Origin of the sequence: Pseudoalteromonas sp. PPB1, from assembly GCF_015356275.1 — a bacterium.
GTDB classification, from domain to species: domain Bacteria; phylum Pseudomonadota; class Gammaproteobacteria; order Enterobacterales; family Alteromonadaceae; genus Pseudoalteromonas; species Pseudoalteromonas rubra_D.
In genome coordinates this window covers 54,234-69,224 of sequence record NZ_JACEQV010000022.1, presented here as the reverse complement: position 1 = coordinate 69,224, position 14,991 = coordinate 54,234, and the positions used below count along the sequence as shown (strand labels likewise).

The window sequence follows — 14,991 nt, the reverse complement described above, 5'->3', positions numbered from 1 at the left end:
GTACCCGTAAAAAATTAGCCGCCCAGGACCCCTGTTTTAAACAAAGCTTGCAGACAAATCAATGAAAATATCCCGGCAAGCAGGTCATCCGCCATGATCCCAAGACCACCATGGAGTTTTCTATCTAATAATCTGATGGGACCAGGCTTTGCGATATCAAAAAAGCGAAACAGCAAGAAGCCAACCAACAGAGACTGCCAGCTGATTGCAGCACCCACCATGGTAATATAAAACCCGGCAACTTCATCCCATACAATGGCTGGATGGTCATGTACCCCGACATCCCGAGCGGTTTTACCACAAATCCAAAAACCAGCCAGGCTAATGACGACCGCCAGGGCCACTTGTAACCACAAGGGCTGTCCCATTGTCAGCAAAATAAATGGCAATGCTGCCAGGGTACCAAAAGTACCCGGCGCTTTGGGCGCCAGTCCTAAACCGAACCCCAAAGCTAAAAAGTGGTGCGGGCGTTTGAGGTTGAATGATAACGGCTTATTCAAACCTGCTCCTCATTAAAAATGTTGATAACCACTGCGCGGCAAGGGGCACTTTTCGCCCGCATTGAACAACTCAAGCTTACCCGCTGAAGCCGTGACCTGACCGATACACACAGGCTCAACGCCATACTGGCGCAGTCGTGCTTCGACAGCCCCTTTATTGCTGTCGTTGACGGTAAATAACAACTCATAGTCATCGCCATAAGCCAGACTTAGCTCATGACGCAAAGATTCAGGTTGCAATTGTTGCATAATTGGTGAAACAGGCACATCTTCGATATTAATGATGGCCCCGACTGCGGACTTGTTCAGGATGTGCTGTAAGTCAGCCAGTAAGCCATCTGAAATATCAATACAGGCTGTTGCCATGCCACGTAAAACCTGCCCTGCCGCCACTCTGGGAGTCGGGAAATGCAACTTTTCTTCAAGCCGCTTTACTTGCTTATCCTCAAGTACCAGCTGCCGCTTACGTGCTTCGATAGCCAGCGCTGCATCACCCAGCTCGCCGGTCACGTAGATCCAGTCACCCACTTTAGCACCAGAGCGTGTCAGTGCTTTATCATTAGGAATAATCCCCTTGGCACAAATGGTGATGGTCAGCGGACCCTGTGTCGTATCACCGCCAATCAGCTGAACATTATAGTATTCAGCAATTTCATGCATCCCTTCGGTAAACGCTTCCAGCCAGTCCATATCAACCTCGGGTAAGGTCAGTCCAATGGAGATCCAGGTTGGCTCAGCGCCCATGGCAGCCAAATCACTGAGGTTAACGGCCAATGCACGATGGCCAAGGGCTCTGGGTGGAATGTCTTCGAAAAAATGAACACCGGCAACCAGGGTGTCTGTCGTAATGGCAAGTTGGTGCTTTTCAGGAACCGTCACTATGGCACAATCATCACCAATGCCAACCTTTACATCACGACGCGCAATACCACGCCCCTTGAAGTAATGATTGATTAATTCAAATTCCTTCATACAATAAAAAAGCCGGCCTATGCCGGCTCTCCTCACGGTCTAGATTACTTGCGGATTATCTTAACCGCTTTGTCCAGTACGCCGTTGACAAATTTGTGACTGTCTTCGGCACCAAACATTTTCGCCAGCTCAATCCCTTCGTTAATGGCGACTTTGTAAGGGACGTCTTCGCGGAACTTTAACTCGTAAATGCTGACGCGTAATACGGCTTTTTCAACCATATCCAGGTCATCAAATGGACGAGATAAATGCGGCGTCATCAATTCATCTAGCTGCTTGCAGTTCACTGCAACACCACGAGCCAGATCCTTGAAGTACTCTACATCAACCTTTGAAACGTCATTTTCGATCAGCATCTGCTGCTCGATATCAGCAATGGGGTTGCCACTTAGCTGCCAAGAATATACTGCCTGAAGGGCAAGGACACGCGCCTTACGTCTAGCTGCTGGTTTCACTGAGATTCCTCTTAAATTTGCTCTAGCACGTTCACCATTTCTAGTGCACCAAGTGCGGCTTCGCCACCCTTATTGCCCATTTTGGTTCCCGCACGTTCGATGGCCTGCTCAATACTTTCGGTGGTTAACACACCAAAGGCAACCGGGATATCGTAGTCCAGAGACACGCTCGCCAGGCCTTTGTTAGACTCATTTGCAACCAAGTCGAAATGAGGCGTACCACCACGGATGATGACACCTAATGCAATGATGGCATCGTGTTCTTTCTTCATTGCAACACGTTTTGCCGCTAAAGGTAATTCTACCGCACCCGGTACATACACAACTGTGATGTCTTCATCCTTTACGCCACCTGTGCGCTTTAACTCATCAACCGCGCCTTCTAACAAGCTGCTGCCGATAAAGTCGTTAAAACGAGAGATGACAATGGCAAATTTCTTGCCTGGTGCGTATTTATTACCTTCGATGATTTTCATTAGATGATTCCTAATCTAGTATAAGCAATTGCCAAATTGAGGCGCATAATAGCATAGAAAAAGACGAAACGCCTACAGAGAAATCCCCAACAGGCGCTCGTGCTGTTATTCGTAAATTATTGAGGTTCGACGTAATCGACGACTTCTAAGTGGAAACCTGACAGGGCGTGATATTTTTTCGGTAAGCTCATCAGGCGCATTTTGCTGATCCCCAGATCAGCGAGGATTTGTGAACCTACACCGACGGTTCTGGAAGTGCCCTGGAATTTGCGATAGTTCGGCTTCTCTCCGGCATCTTCTGCTGCAAATGCCTTGACCAGCTGTTCCAGATCTTCGGTTTTCTCTTGTTTGCCCAGAATAACCAACACACCTTCATTGTCGGCGATGTATTTCATTGCCCCATGCAAGGTCCAGCTGCGATCGGCACTGCGATCGGAAAGCAATGTATCATTGAATGTACTCTGTAAATGAACCCGAACTAATGTTGCCTCATCCGCACTGACTTCGCCCTTGAGTAATGCATAGTGCAACTGGTTATCTATGGTGTCTTTGTAAGTAACCAGGTCAAACTCACCGAATTCAGTCGGTAATTTACACTGCGCGACTTTTTCAATCGTGGTCTCATTAAGATTACGATATTCGATTAAATCGGCAATGGTGCCAATTTTAATGTCATGCTCTTTCGCAAAGACTTCCAGCTCAGGGCGTCTCGCCATGGTGCCATCCGGGTTGAGGATCTCAACAATCACAGAAGACGCTTCAAGACCGGCTAAGCGGGCTAAATCGCACCCCGCTTCAGTGTGACCGGCGCGAGTCAGAACGCCACCGGGCTGTGCCATAATTGGAAAGATATGACCTGGCTGCACAATGTCTTCAGGCACCGCACCTTTGGCTACTGCCGCTTGCACAGTACGGGCACGATCGGCCGCTGAAATACCGGTTGTCACCCCTTTTGCAGCTTCTATCGACATGGTGAAGTTGGTTGAAAACTGAGCGCCGTTATTTTTAACCATCAGCGGTAAATCAAGCTGCTGGCAACGTTCCTGCGTCATTGTCAGACAGATCAGGCCACGGCCATAAGTCGCCATAAAGTTAATTGCTTCTGGCGTAATATGCTCTGCCGCAATGATCAGATCGCCTTCATTTTCCCGGTCTTCGTCATCCATCAGAATGACCATCTTACCGGCTTTGATGTCGTCGATGATTTCTTGTGCGCTGTTTAAGCTCATAATCTTTCCGTTAGTAAGTCGTAATTGGCAAGTTATTTAATAAACCCAGCTTTGGCGAGCAAGCTAGATGTGAGAGTTGATTGCTGCGTGGCAACCGGTTCACCCTGGATCAACCTTTCCAGATAACGTGCTATCTGATCCACTTCCAGGTTGAGTAAGGTTCCCACCTTAAAGTCGACAATGGTGGTTTCCTGTGCGGTATGTGGCACTATCGTCAACTTGAATTTATCACCATCCAGGTCATTTACAGTCAGGCTTATGCCATCAATGGCCACGGAGCCTTTATAGGGGATGTATTTCATTAATTGTGCTGGCGCTTTGAGCCAGTAATCTGTGGCGCGTGCATTAGGCTGCACGGCGACCACCTCAGCAATGCCGTCGACGTGACCAGATACCAAATGACCACCAAGACGTGAGATCGGTTGCAGGGCTTTTTCCAAATTCACTTTTTGTCCAACCCGATATTCACCGAAACGGGTTAACTTCAGCGTTTCATTTGAAACGTCGGCACGAAAACCGTCAGCAAACTTCTCAACAACGGTCAGGCACACTCCATTGGTGGCAATGCTGTCGCCAAGTTGCACATCATTCATATCCAGTGTTGTGCTGGTAACTCGCACGCTGAGATCACCCTGTTTAAGCGTTAGCTCTGTCAATGTGCCCGTTGCTTCAATGATGCCTGTAAACATAATGTCTTACTTACCTTGTTGTTTGTGTGCCGTAACGCGAATGTCCGTCCCTATCGACACGACCTCTGCAATATGTAGTTCGGTGATCTCACTCATCGACGCCAACGGCGCACTGTTGAACAAGTCTTTACCATGGGTGCCGATGATCTTAGGTGCCAGATAAATCAGATATTCATCAATCAAACTTTGTTGATGCATGGCACCCGCCAGTGTTGCACCGGCTTCCAGCCAGACTTGATTGATATTACGCTCAGCTAACATGCTCAGCGCTGCATGCAAGTCAATTTTACCAGCATGGCTATTAATTTTAATTTGCTCTACGAAATGTGGCCAGTTGTGTTGATTATCAAGGTCTGAACGCAAAATAACGACAGGAGACGGGGTTTTAAACAAAGCTAACTCAGGATGCAGACGATTTTGCGAGTCAATAATCACCCGAACCGGTTGCCGCCATTGTTCAACAGGGCGCTCAATGTCTGCCAGCTCCTGTGCGCGCACATTAAGCCGGGCATCGTCGACCAGCACGGTGTCAGCGCCAGTTAAGATCGCACAACTTTGTGCCCGGCCAAGCTGCACATCTCGTCGTGCCGCTTCCCCGGTGATCCATTTGCTTTCACCATTACCCAGTGCCGTTTTACCGTCCAGGCTTGCTGCTAACTTACAGACAACAAAAGGCAAGCCGTGTTCCATGCGCTTTAAAAACCCCTTATTCAGTGCTCGAGCCTGTTGCTCCAGCAGCCCAGAGGCTGTTTCTATCCCGGCCTCATTAAGCATCGCCAATCCCCGCCCAGCCACTTCAGGGTTAGGATCAACCATGGCTGCAATGACTTTGCTCACTCCGGCTTCGATCAGACCTTTTGCACACGGAGGAGTGCGGCCGTAATGGCTGCAGGGCTCAAGTGTCACATAGGCTGTTGCACCCCGAGCTCGCGCTTTCGCTTCACGCAGGGCGTGTACTTCTGCATGTGGCTCTCCGGCTCGCAAATGAAACCCTTCACCGACAATCTCACCATTATTAACGATCACGCAGCCTACATTCGGGTTGGGTGTGGTGGTAAAACGACCTTGTTGAGCCAATTCAATGGCGCGTGCCATATAGGTATGATCGGCCTGTGTAAAACTCATTCATCCCCCAGTCGGGCAATTTCTTCGCCAAACTCTTTCACATCTTCAAAGCAACGATACACCGACGCAAACCGCACGTAAGCGACTTTGTCGAGTTTTTTCAATGCTTCCATAATACACTCACCAACCAGCTGGCTGGGCACCTCCCGCTCGCCAGTCGCTCGTAACTGAGACTTGATCTGGTGAACCACTTCTTCAATCTGCTCGGTACTCACCGGGCGCTTCTCCAGCGCGCGATGCAAACCATTTTGTAACTTGTCTTCGTTAAATGGCTCTCTGGAGCCATCTTGCTTGATGACCCTGGGCATAACCAGCTCTGCACCTTCAAAGGTGGTAAAGCGCTCATGACACAAAATACACTCGCGTCGCCTGCGGACCTGATGGCCCGAGCCAACTAATCGTGAATCAATCACTTTGGTTTCTTTTGCCGTACAAAATGGACAGTGCATAAAAGCTCACTATGAAAAACAGATAAAAACCCAAACTGCTTCATTGATTTCAGATCACACTTTGAGCCAATTGCCGCCAGTATATCAAGATAGTAGCATTCGATGCACATAAAAAAGGCCGCACTTAAGGCAGCCTTTTCTTATCTATTTAGGTGGTATCTCAGCTTTACGCGTAAACAGGTAGCTTAGCGCAGATTGCTTTAACCTTTTCTTTTACTTGTGCCTGTACCGCATCATCTTCGATGTTATCAAGCACATCACAGATCCAGCCTGCCAGCTCGCCCGCTTCAGCTTCTTTAAAGCCACGGCGTGTAATAGCTGGTGAACCAATACGCAGACCAGAAGTCACAAACGGAGAACGCGGATCGTTTGGTACAGAGTTCTTGTTCACGGTGATGTTGGCACGACCCAGCGCAGCGTCAGCATCTTTACCTGTGATGTCTTTGTCGATCAGATCAAGCAGGAACAGGTGGTTGTCTGTCTTACCAGAGACCACTTTATAACCACGCTCCTGAAGTACTGCGACCATCGCTTGTGCATTTTTAACCACTTGTGTCTGGTAGGCTTTGAACTCGTCTTGCAACGCTTCTTTGAATGCAACCGCTTTAGCAGCGATTACGTGACACAAAGGACCACCCTGACCACCGGGGAAAACCGCACTGTTCAGTTTTTTGTAGATATCCGCATCACCACATGCAGACAAGATCAAACCGCCGCGAGGACCAGCCAATGTTTTGTGTGTAGTTGTTGTCACAACGTGTGCGTGTGGGATTGGGCTTGGGTAGATACCCGCAGCAACCAGACCTGCAACGTGTGCCATATCAACCAACAGGTAAGCACCGACTTTATCAGCAATCTCACGGAATTTAGCCCAGTCAACAATCCCTGAGTAAGCAGAGAAACCGCCGATGATCATTTTTGGCTTGTGCTCTAATGCCAGCGCTTCAACCTGTGCGTAGTCAATTTCACCCGTTTCTTCATTCAGACCATACTGAATTGCATTGTAGGTTTTACCAGAAAAGTTCACGTGTGAACCATGCGTCAGGTGACCACCATGCGCCAGGCTCATACCCAACACAGTGTCATGCGGCTGAAGCAGCGCCTGGAATACCGCAGCGTTAGCCTGAGAACCCGCGTGAGGCTGAACGTTTGCGTAATCACAGCCAAACAATTCACAAGCACGGTCAATCGCCAGCTGCTCAACCACGTCGACGTGCTCGCAGCCACCGTAGTAACGCTTACCCGGATAACCTTCAGCATATTTGTTAGTTAACTGCGACCCCTGAGCCTCTAGTACGCGCGGGCTACAGTAGTTTTCAGAAGCGATAAGCTCAATGTGCTCTTCCTGGCGGGTGGTTTCCGACTGGATCGCTTGAAATAGTTCTGGGTCAAAATCTGCAATATTCATGTTACGTTCTAACATGGTGTCTCCTAGGTACACGTAAGATTGGTTTTTGAAGGCTTGATTGTACGCAAATTGCGGCCATTTGCCTATGAAATCGGTGTGAGCCTATTTAATCAAGGATTGAATTTATTTCACAGTGTTTGGGGGATGATATTTTTTTATTTAAACATTTATATTTTTTATGGGAAAGTGCATTTATATTTCAAATTGAAATCTACTAAATACGCTTTACTGGCGACTCACTACGCCACCAGCAAAGCAATAAACCGCCTTTTAACCCACTAAACGCGTTAACACAGCCTGTTTAAGTGCATCATAATCCGCTGACAAAGGCTCAGCCAGACATGGCTTTTCCAGCGCACTTGCCAGTGCCTCAGGCATCTCAATTGCCTGTTCCAGCACAGCTTCCACAGTTTCTCTGAACTTAGCAGGATGCGCCGTCGCCAGAAAAATACCGGTTTCCTCAGGCTGCCCATCCAATAGGAGCCCTTCATAGGCAATGGCGGTATGCGGTTCTGTCACATAACCTCCTTTTGCAACCTGACGCATGACTTCCTGCGTTCGCTCTTCCGATACTGAACGTGAATAAAACTCATACTTAGGAAAGTACCCACTATCCAACATAGATTCCACGCGAGGCCAGTTATTAGGTTTGCTCACATCCATTGCGTTAGAAATAGACTCCAAAGTCGCATTAGGTTGCCACTGCCCAGAATCCAGATAACGGGGCACAGTGTCGTTCTGATTGGTGGTTGCACTGAGGCGTTTAACTGGCAGCCCCAGCGCCGCAGCTATCATAGCCGCACACACATTGCCGAAATTACCGCTCGGTACGGAGACATGAACCTGCTCACGCTCCGCGACGGTTAGCTGGGCAAAGGCCTCGAAGTAGTAACACACCTGGGCCAGAAGGCGACTGATGTTGATTGAGTTGGCTGAATTCAGTCCCAGTGTTTGCTTAACCTCCTCATCCAGGAAAGCCTGTTTTACCAGTGCCTGACAGTCATCAAAGCTGCCCTCGACGGCGTAACAGTGAATATTTTCTCCCAGTGTGGTAAACAGCTTTTGTTGCGCCAGCGAAATTTTACCCTGCGGATACAAGATCACCACATCAACGCCTGGCATTTGATAAAATGCATGTGCGACCGCAGCGCCGGTGTCGCCACTGGTTGCGGTCAATATGGTCACCCGCTCACCCTGACTAAACGCACCAATACATTGCGCCATAAATCGGCCACCGAAGTCTTTAAAGGCAAGCGTTGGCCCATGAAAGAGCTCCAGGCAATATTTATTTTCTTCAACTTGTACTAATTGGGCAGGAAAATCAAATGCCTGCTCACACATGCTCTGTAGTGAGTCGAGCGGCAGCTCATCTCCGATTAGATGTTTCAGAATCGCGGCACTGCGCTGTGCAAACGGTTGCGCCAGCAAAGCGTCAACGTCAGTCAGTGGCACAAGCTCAGTTGGGAAAAACACCCCCTGATTACGGCCAAGACCTGTTTTAACCGCTTCAATAAAGGATACTGTCTGAGTATCATCTTTTAAGTTCACCAGTTTCATTCTACTCTCCTTCCTTTATTTCTCTTGTGCCCTGTAGGTCTAATCGGCATATGTGGCTGAAGCCATGTTCATTTAAATAGTGTTGTTGTAGCCATAGCTGGCATCGCTGTGCATCCTGATCGTTGTCGCACAATGCCAACAAGGTTGGCCCGGCGCCAGAAATACTGACCATCAGAGCACCTAATTCAGGCAAGCTTTGTTTGGCTTCTGCAAACCCTTTGATCAAAGGTGCTCTGGATGGCTCGGCAATCTCATCACGCATCAAAGTCACAGCTTTATCAAACTGATGCTGCGACATAAGCAATGTAAAGGCACTTAATCGCTGCGCAAATTCGACTGCATCGTGTGTTGCCAGCTGTTGCGGCAATACCGCTCTGGCCGCCGCCGTATTTAGTGCAAAGCCAGGGTAAGCTACAACCAGTCGCCAGTTGTCATCACTCGGTAAGCTCAGTGCCCTGTCCGGTATTAACTCGGCTGTCAGCTGCAACCCGCCTAAATAGCAAGGCGTGATATTGTCATAGTGGCGTGCGCCACTGACTTTTCCTTCAAAGTCAGCCATCAGTTCAATCATCTGCGTCTGAGACAACTGAGTCTGTGCAAAGGCATCCAGCGCTGCAAACGTCGCGACCACTGAACAGGCACTGGACCCAAGCCCCGAGCCAATTGGCAGACGTTTTTCCAGCGTCAATTTCACCCCGGGCATGGTCGCAGCGACATGCTCCCTGAAATGGACCAGACATTGATAAGCCAGATTTTCCTCAGCTCCCGACGGTAATTTATCCGCATAAGGACCAATACATTCAAAGCTGTCCTGTTCAGCTGCCTCAGCACTCACTACATCACCCAGCAAAGTGCCATCAAGCGGGGCTATCGCAGCGCCCAGTGAATCAAAACCGACACAAAAATTGCCGATGGATGCGGGTGCATAAAATCGTTTCATAACCACTCCTAGCGCGTCAGAGTTTTCAAGATATCAGCAAATACCCCGGCCGCGGTTACTTCCGCTCCGGCACCATAACCACGGATCACAAATGGTTTGGGCTGATAATACTGGCTTAATATGGCAAGCGCATTTTCACCATCTCGGATATCCGACAACGCATGTGAACGCTCTACCGCCTCAATACCCACCCGACAGCGGCCACCTTGAATACTCCCCACATAGCGCAGTACTTTGCCTTCGCTCGCCGCGCTTTGAATGCGATCTGCAAATGCCCCATCTTGCTGATGCAGCTGCGCCATAAATTCATCCACTGAGCTACCCGCAGCAAAGTCAGCTGGCACAACTGGCTCAACTTCGATATCAGCCAGCTCCAGTGCCAACCCGGACTCACGGGCAATAATAAGTAGCTTGCGTGCCACATCCGTGCCTGACAGATCATCACGCGGATCCGGCTCTGTAAATCCGCTTTGTTTTGCTTTCGCAGTCGCTTCGGACAGACTCAGGCCATCTTCCAGCTCGCCAAAGATATAAGACAACGAACCCGATAAAATGCCACTGAAGGACAACAGCTCATCACCTGCACCAAATAACAACTGGAGGTTATCGAGCACAGGCAGCCCAGCACCCACATTGGTTTCATATAAAAAGCGTCGGCCCTTTTGTTGCGCAACCTGTTTTAGCGCCTGGTAATAGTCATAGTCACTGGTATTGGCTTTTTTATTGGCGGCAACAACATGGAAGCCGGCAGCGAGGAAGTCATGATACTGATCAGCCAGATGTTGAGACGAGCTGCAATCGACAATCACCGGATTGATTAGGTGATTCCGGCGCACAAACGACTCAAGTTCTGACAGCTCAAAGCCCTGCTGCGCATCGGCCAGCACCTGCTGCCAGTGCTCAAAAGGCACCCCTTGTTCATTCAGATAACAGCGTTTTGAATTCGCTACCCCATAGAGGTTGAGCTTGATGTTACGCTCCGCCAGCCAGCTTTGCTGGCGTTGTAACTGCGCGATCAACTCAGCCCCCACTAAGCCACAGCCAAGCAAGAACACGTCAATTGAAGGAATATGGGTGAAAAAGTTTTCATGGCAAACCTTGACTGCATCCTGACACAGCTCGCCCTGGATCACGGCAGAAATGGCACTTTCGGTAGAATCCTGAGCAATCGCCACAATATTAACCTGTGCCTGCGCCAAAGAGACAAAAAACTTAGCGGCTAAGCCTTTGTGTGATTTCATGTTATCACCCACCAGGGTGACGATCGCCAGCGAACGACGTACCTGGATTGGCTCGATCAGGTGAGCTTGCATCTCCAGTTCGAAAGCAGTTTGCAGTGCCTGCAATGCCAGTGACAAATCCTGTTCATGAACACAGAAGCTAATACTGAACTCACAAGATGACTGGGTGATCAGAACAATCGATACATTGTCCTTGGCCAGCGCCGAGAAGACTCTGGCCGCCATGCCAACCTTGCCTTTCATACCAGGTCCGGAAACCGTTAGCATCGCCAGCTTGTCAAGGCTGGATAGCGCTTTAACTGGCTCGTCTCCCCCACCTTGTGCCGCAATCACAGATCCAGGTAACTCAGGCGCATGGGTATTTTTTATTTCACATGGCACACCTGCTTTGGCACAAGCAAAATGGTTTTAGGATGCAAGACTTTGGCACCAAAATACGACAGCTCCATCGCCTCTTTATAGGATAAGCGATTCACTTTGGTGGCCTTTTTAATCAGTCGGGGATCAGCACTGTATACACCATCAACATCGGTCCAGATCTGACAGACATTGGCCTGAATGCACGCCGCTGCAATGGCAGCAGAATAATCCGATCCATTACGACCGAGGGTCGTCAATTCACCGGCACTATTACTGCCTGTAAAGCCAGGCATGATGTAAAACTGTGCCGGTTGAGCCTGTAATTGCGCCGTAAAGCGCTCACGGCTGTCGTCCAGCAAAGCTTCAGCATCCAGATAAGCGTCATTTGTCGCGATACAGGCAGTGGCATCAAGGTAATGGGCTTTGTGCTTACTTAGCATCGCCACCATCAGCGCCACACTCACACGCTCACCAAAACTGATCACATAAGCTTGCACCGCATCCGGGCATTGCTTAAGGAGTTTTACGCCCGCCAGTTTGTCTGCCAGCACGGTAAAATCGGGCCAATGTGTCACGTCACCAAATTCAGCTTCAACCTGTACTTTAAGCCCATTCAAACGCGCTGTGAGCGCTTGCCATTGATCACTAAAACTTTGCCCCTGACGCGCCAGGTCGCATAACTCAACCAGTTTATCTGTGACGCCCCCTGGTGCAGACAACACCACTAAGGCTTCGTGGTTACCCTGTGTCAAGATAAGCTCACGAACTCGTTGCAGGCAGTCGTAATCGGCCAGCGATGATCCTCCAAACTTCAATACTTGCATGTTTATTTTCCTCATTCCAAAAACAAAAAAGGCCTGTGCTCGCAGTGAGCACAGGCCTTTTCGAATACGCACCGACCTATGCCACTATCCCGTTAGGATGGTGGTGGTAATAATGGTCGTGGTGTTAATAATCTTGTTCATAGACTTTAGACTGCCTGAACAATCAATAAACTGTCAAGCACAAAAATTTAATTCGCACTGCAAAAAACTATGCAAAAAACTCAAGTTGTGTACAGCAGCGCGCAAAGTTTATGTCAAATTAATGAATTAACTGATGAACAAAGCAATATAAACTGAGGTGGGTGGAAGAAGTGGTCGTTTACCATTAACCCGATTATTATCGGATCCCGAACTTACTGAGCGTTGCCTGCAGGGATTCTGGCTTCACCGGTTTTTCCAGAAACTCAAGCGCCCCCAGTTTAGCAACTCGTGTCTTCATTTCGTCCTGAATGTCGGCTGAAATAACCACGACATAAGTTTCAATCACCTGGCGCTTGATCGCTTCGAGCACCCCGATACCATCCAAAACGGGCATAGTCAGATCGAGACACAATAAATCAATATGTCGTTCAGCCAGCACCTCCAGCGCTTCGTGTCCGTTATTGGCTTGGCATATATCAGCGTCAATGATCCCGTTAAGACAACGGATGACTTGTTTGCGGGCAACGACTGAATCGTCACAGACTAATACAGAGTAGCTCATAGAGTGAATTGTCAAATAATCTTTATTGTTCTGTTTTGGGATAAAGGTTATTGTTGTGGTTAAACTTATAACACAATAATCTCCATCCAGTAAGTGCCCAAGGAACAAATTCCTTGCGATATCAGATTGAGATTAATATTTATTTTTAGCACTTTATTGGCTAACTTTAAGTGTATTAAGCGCGCAGAAACTCGTTGTTAGGAGCAAAGAACACTTCATGCTGCAAAAAAGTCTGTCTAAGAAGCTGCTCACAAACGTCTTGTCGGTTTACTTTTTGCTCACCTTTGTCGTGACTTGCGGACAAGTGGTGGCCGAATATGTCAACACTAAAGACTATATTCGCAATGAGTTAACTATGCTGCAAAAAACCTTCAGTCGCAGCCTGACTCGCGCTATCTGGGAGCTCAACACCAAACAAACCGTCACTACCGCTGAGGGCTTGTTAGCCATCCCTATGATTGAAGGGATCATAGTGCGTGACGACAGCGGCGAGATCATTTCTCAGCTGGGTCGGTCGCTCAATATTCATGAGCTTTACAGCCAACAACTCGTACAAGAGGAGGCGCTCATTGAAGATACGCCGTCAGGTCTGTTTGGCTATACCTTTCCTTTGATCTTCGAGTTTTCCGGCAGAGCCACGCAAGTGGGCGATGTAACGCTGTTTTCAAGCCGGGAAGTGGTATTCAGTCGTATCATGATCTCTATTTACTTTCTGATTGGTAATGCGATGGTCAAAACCACATTTTTGATTATCTTGTTCTTGCTCGCTTTCAGAAAATTACTCACCGAACCACTCACCGATCTAACCGAACAAATTGACGATTTTGAAATCGACAATGTCGATGGTCATAAAATAGACATTGATACCACAGAGCGCAACGAGCTCAAAGTGATGGAAGAGGCCTTCAACAAACTCATTGATCGCATCGCCGACTATCGAAAAAAACTCGACCAGGCGCAAAAAGAGCTGTTAATAAGTAATGAAAAACTCGACCAGCACAACATCCAGTTAGAACAAGAGGTCGCGCGTAAAACATCTAACCTGTCACAGGCTATGATGGACCTGCAACAACAAAAATATGAGCTGGAAAAGCAAAAACTGACGCTGACAGAAGAGATCGATCTCAGACGCCAAACCGAAGAAGAGCTGCTGACTAAGCAGAAGGAGCTGGAAAAGTATGTTGATGAACTCAACATGGCTCAAGAACGTCTGGTTGGCTCTGAAAAAATGGCTGCATTGGGTGGCCTGGTAGCGGGGATCACCCACGATATCAATACCCCTGTCGGCATCGGCGTTACGGCAACCTCATTCCTGGAAGAGCGCCTGCAAAGACTGGAAACCGCGTATCGAGATAAAACTCTTTCACCCAAGGCGCTGGAAGAATTTATCAACGAGGCGAAACAAAGTACCAGCTTACTGACCACCAACCTGGATCGGGCGTCAGAACTGGTCGCCAGCTTTAAACAAATTGCGGTTGATCAGGCCAGTGAAGCGGTACGCACCATTAACTTTAAACAATACCTGGGCGAAGTTATCCGCTCTTTACACCCCAAACTCAAAAAGACCGCGCACATTGTCAACGTAGATTGCCCGGAAGAATTAACCCTGCATCTGCCCGCAGGGGCCATCAGCCAGATTTTCACTAATCTGATTATGAATTCCCTGATCCATGGCTTTGAAGGTGTTGCGCAGGGCACCATAGACATAGAGATCCGAGAAGAAAACAACGACGTCTTTATCGTCTACAAAGATAACGGCAAAGGCGTTAGCAAAGCGCAGCTTGAAAAACTGTTTGACCCATTCTTTACTACCAAGCGTGAGCAAGGCGGCAGCGGCCTGGGAACACACATTACTTTTAACCTGGTTAAGCAGACCCTGAATGGCGACATTGAAGTCAATTCAGAAGAAGGCAGAGGACTAACTTATTACATCAGGTTCCCTAAAGAACTACAGAAGAACATTGCTATGTTCAGTTAATGAACGCCTATATCAACAAGGCGAAATATCTGCGCTGAGCCTTTGCCCGAGGGTATGTCGATTTGCTATGATGCGGGTCGATTTT

At 48.4% G+C, this 14,991-nt stretch carries 13 protein-coding genes and 1 pseudogene; 1 reads left to right on the top strand and 13 read right to left on the bottom strand.

Annotated features, from left to right (window positions below):
* Positions 1–14: 14 nt before the first annotated feature.
* From IY568_RS19015 to IY568_RS18955, 13 genes and pseudogenes are all read right to left on the bottom strand, one after another.
* Positions 15–500 carry a phosphatidylglycerophosphatase A gene (locus IY568_RS19015; RefSeq protein ID WP_125563541.1) on the bottom strand — a complete coding sequence of 162 codons (486 nt, stop codon included), beginning with the start codon at positions 498–500 and terminating at the stop codon, positions 15–17.
* Between the two features lie 12 nt (positions 501–512).
* Positions 513–1,472: a thiamine-phosphate kinase gene (gene thiL, locus IY568_RS19010; RefSeq protein ID WP_125563543.1), complete on the bottom strand. Its 960-nt coding sequence runs from the start codon at positions 1,470–1,472 to the stop codon at positions 513–515.
* A 44-nt stretch (positions 1,473–1,516) separates the two neighbouring features.
* A complete protein-coding gene (gene nusB / locus IY568_RS19005) occupies positions 1,517–1,927 on the bottom strand; it encodes a transcription antitermination factor NusB (RefSeq protein WP_010382792.1) in 411 nt (136 codons plus the stop codon).
* An 11-nt stretch (positions 1,928–1,938) separates the two neighbouring features.
* Complete coding sequence (gene ribE, locus IY568_RS19000) at positions 1,939–2,403, bottom strand: 6,7-dimethyl-8-ribityllumazine synthase (protein WP_010382793.1); 465 nt, start codon at positions 2,401–2,403, stop codon at positions 1,939–1,941.
* Positions 2,404–2,519: 116 nt separating this feature from the next.
* Complete coding sequence (gene ribBA / locus IY568_RS18995) at positions 2,520–3,632, bottom strand: bifunctional 3,4-dihydroxy-2-butanone-4-phosphate synthase/GTP cyclohydrolase II (RefSeq protein ID WP_125563545.1); 1,113 nt, start codon at positions 3,630–3,632, stop codon at positions 2,520–2,522.
* 32 nt (positions 3,633–3,664) lie between these two features.
* Positions 3,665–4,321: a riboflavin synthase gene (locus IY568_RS18990; protein WP_010382796.1), complete on the bottom strand. Its 657-nt coding sequence runs from the start codon at positions 4,319–4,321 to the stop codon at positions 3,665–3,667.
* A gap of 6 nt (positions 4,322–4,327) precedes the next feature.
* Positions 4,328–5,446, bottom strand: coding sequence for a bifunctional diaminohydroxyphosphoribosylaminopyrimidine deaminase/5-amino-6-(5-phosphoribosylamino)uracil reductase RibD (gene ribD / locus IY568_RS18985; RefSeq protein ID WP_194868409.1), 1,119 nt, complete (start codon positions 5,444–5,446; stop codon positions 4,328–4,330).
* Positions 5,443–5,895 carry a transcriptional regulator NrdR gene (nrdR, locus tag IY568_RS18980; RefSeq protein WP_010382799.1) on the bottom strand — a complete coding sequence of 151 codons (453 nt, stop codon included), beginning with the start codon at positions 5,893–5,895 and terminating at the stop codon, positions 5,443–5,445. Before nrdR ends, ribD begins: the two co-directional genes overlap by 4 nt.
* A 166-nt stretch (positions 5,896–6,061) precedes the next feature.
* The gene (glyA, locus tag IY568_RS18975) at positions 6,062–7,318 is read right to left on the bottom strand and encodes a serine hydroxymethyltransferase (RefSeq protein WP_010382800.1); all 1,257 of its coding nucleotides are present in this window, start codon (positions 7,316–7,318) and stop codon (positions 6,062–6,064) included.
* A gap of 255 nt (positions 7,319–7,573) precedes the next feature.
* Entirely contained in the window at positions 7,574–8,860 is a 1,287-nt protein-coding gene (thrC, locus tag IY568_RS18970; RefSeq protein WP_125563551.1) for a threonine synthase, read from the bottom strand.
* A gap of 1 nt (position 8,861) precedes the next feature.
* The gene (gene thrB / locus IY568_RS18965) at positions 8,862–9,800 is read right to left on the bottom strand and encodes a homoserine kinase (protein ID WP_010382802.1); all 939 of its coding nucleotides are present in this window, start codon (positions 9,798–9,800) and stop codon (positions 8,862–8,864) included.
* An 8-nt stretch (positions 9,801–9,808) separates the two neighbouring features.
* Positions 9,809–12,225: pseudogene (gene thrA, locus IY568_RS18960) on the bottom strand (bifunctional aspartate kinase/homoserine dehydrogenase I).
* A gap of 337 nt (positions 12,226–12,562) precedes the next feature.
* Positions 12,563–12,928 carry a response regulator gene (locus IY568_RS18955; protein ID WP_194868408.1) on the bottom strand — a complete coding sequence of 122 codons (366 nt, stop codon included), beginning with the start codon at positions 12,926–12,928 and terminating at the stop codon, positions 12,563–12,565.
* Positions 12,929–13,145: 217 nt separating this feature from the next.
* Between IY568_RS18955 and IY568_RS18950 the strand changes: the two genes are divergently transcribed.
* Positions 13,146–14,906 carry a sensor histidine kinase gene (locus IY568_RS18950; protein WP_125563559.1) on the top strand — a complete coding sequence of 587 codons (1,761 nt, stop codon included), beginning with the start codon at positions 13,146–13,148 and terminating at the stop codon, positions 14,904–14,906.
* The last annotated feature ends 85 nt before the right edge of the window (positions 14,907–14,991 follow it).

Coding starts and splice junctions, on each gene's coding strand:
- IY568_RS18950 (WP_125563559.1), top strand. CDS start 13,146: ATGCTGCAAAAAAGTCTGTCTAAGAAGCTGCTCACAAACGTCTTGTCG.
- ribBA (WP_125563545.1), bottom strand. CDS start 3,632: ATGAGCTTAAACAGCGCACAAGAAATCATCGACGACATCAAAGCCGGT.
- ribD (WP_194868409.1), bottom strand. CDS start 5,446: ATGAGTTTTACACAGGCCGATCATACCTATATGGCACGCGCCATTGAA.
- ribE (WP_010382793.1), bottom strand. CDS start 2,403: ATGAAAATCATCGAAGGTAATAAATACGCACCAGGCAAGAAATTTGCC.
- thrB (WP_010382802.1), bottom strand. CDS start 9,800: ATGAAACGATTTTATGCACCCGCATCCATCGGCAATTTTTGTGTCGGT.
- thrC (WP_125563551.1), bottom strand. CDS start 8,860: ATGAAACTGGTGAACTTAAAAGATGATACTCAGACAGTATCCTTTATT.
- IY568_RS18955 (WP_194868408.1), bottom strand. CDS start 12,928: ATGAGCTACTCTGTATTAGTCTGTGACGATTCAGTCGTTGCCCGCAAA.
- IY568_RS18990 (WP_010382796.1), bottom strand. CDS start 4,321: ATGTTTACAGGCATCATTGAAGCAACGGGCACATTGACAGAGCTAACG.
- thiL (WP_125563543.1), bottom strand. CDS start 1,472: ATGAAGGAATTTGAATTAATCAATCATTACTTCAAGGGGCGTGGTATT.
- nrdR (WP_010382799.1), bottom strand. CDS start 5,895: ATGCACTGTCCATTTTGTACGGCAAAAGAAACCAAAGTGATTGATTCA.
- glyA (WP_010382800.1), bottom strand. CDS start 7,318: ATGTTAGAACGTAACATGAATATTGCAGATTTTGACCCAGAACTATTT.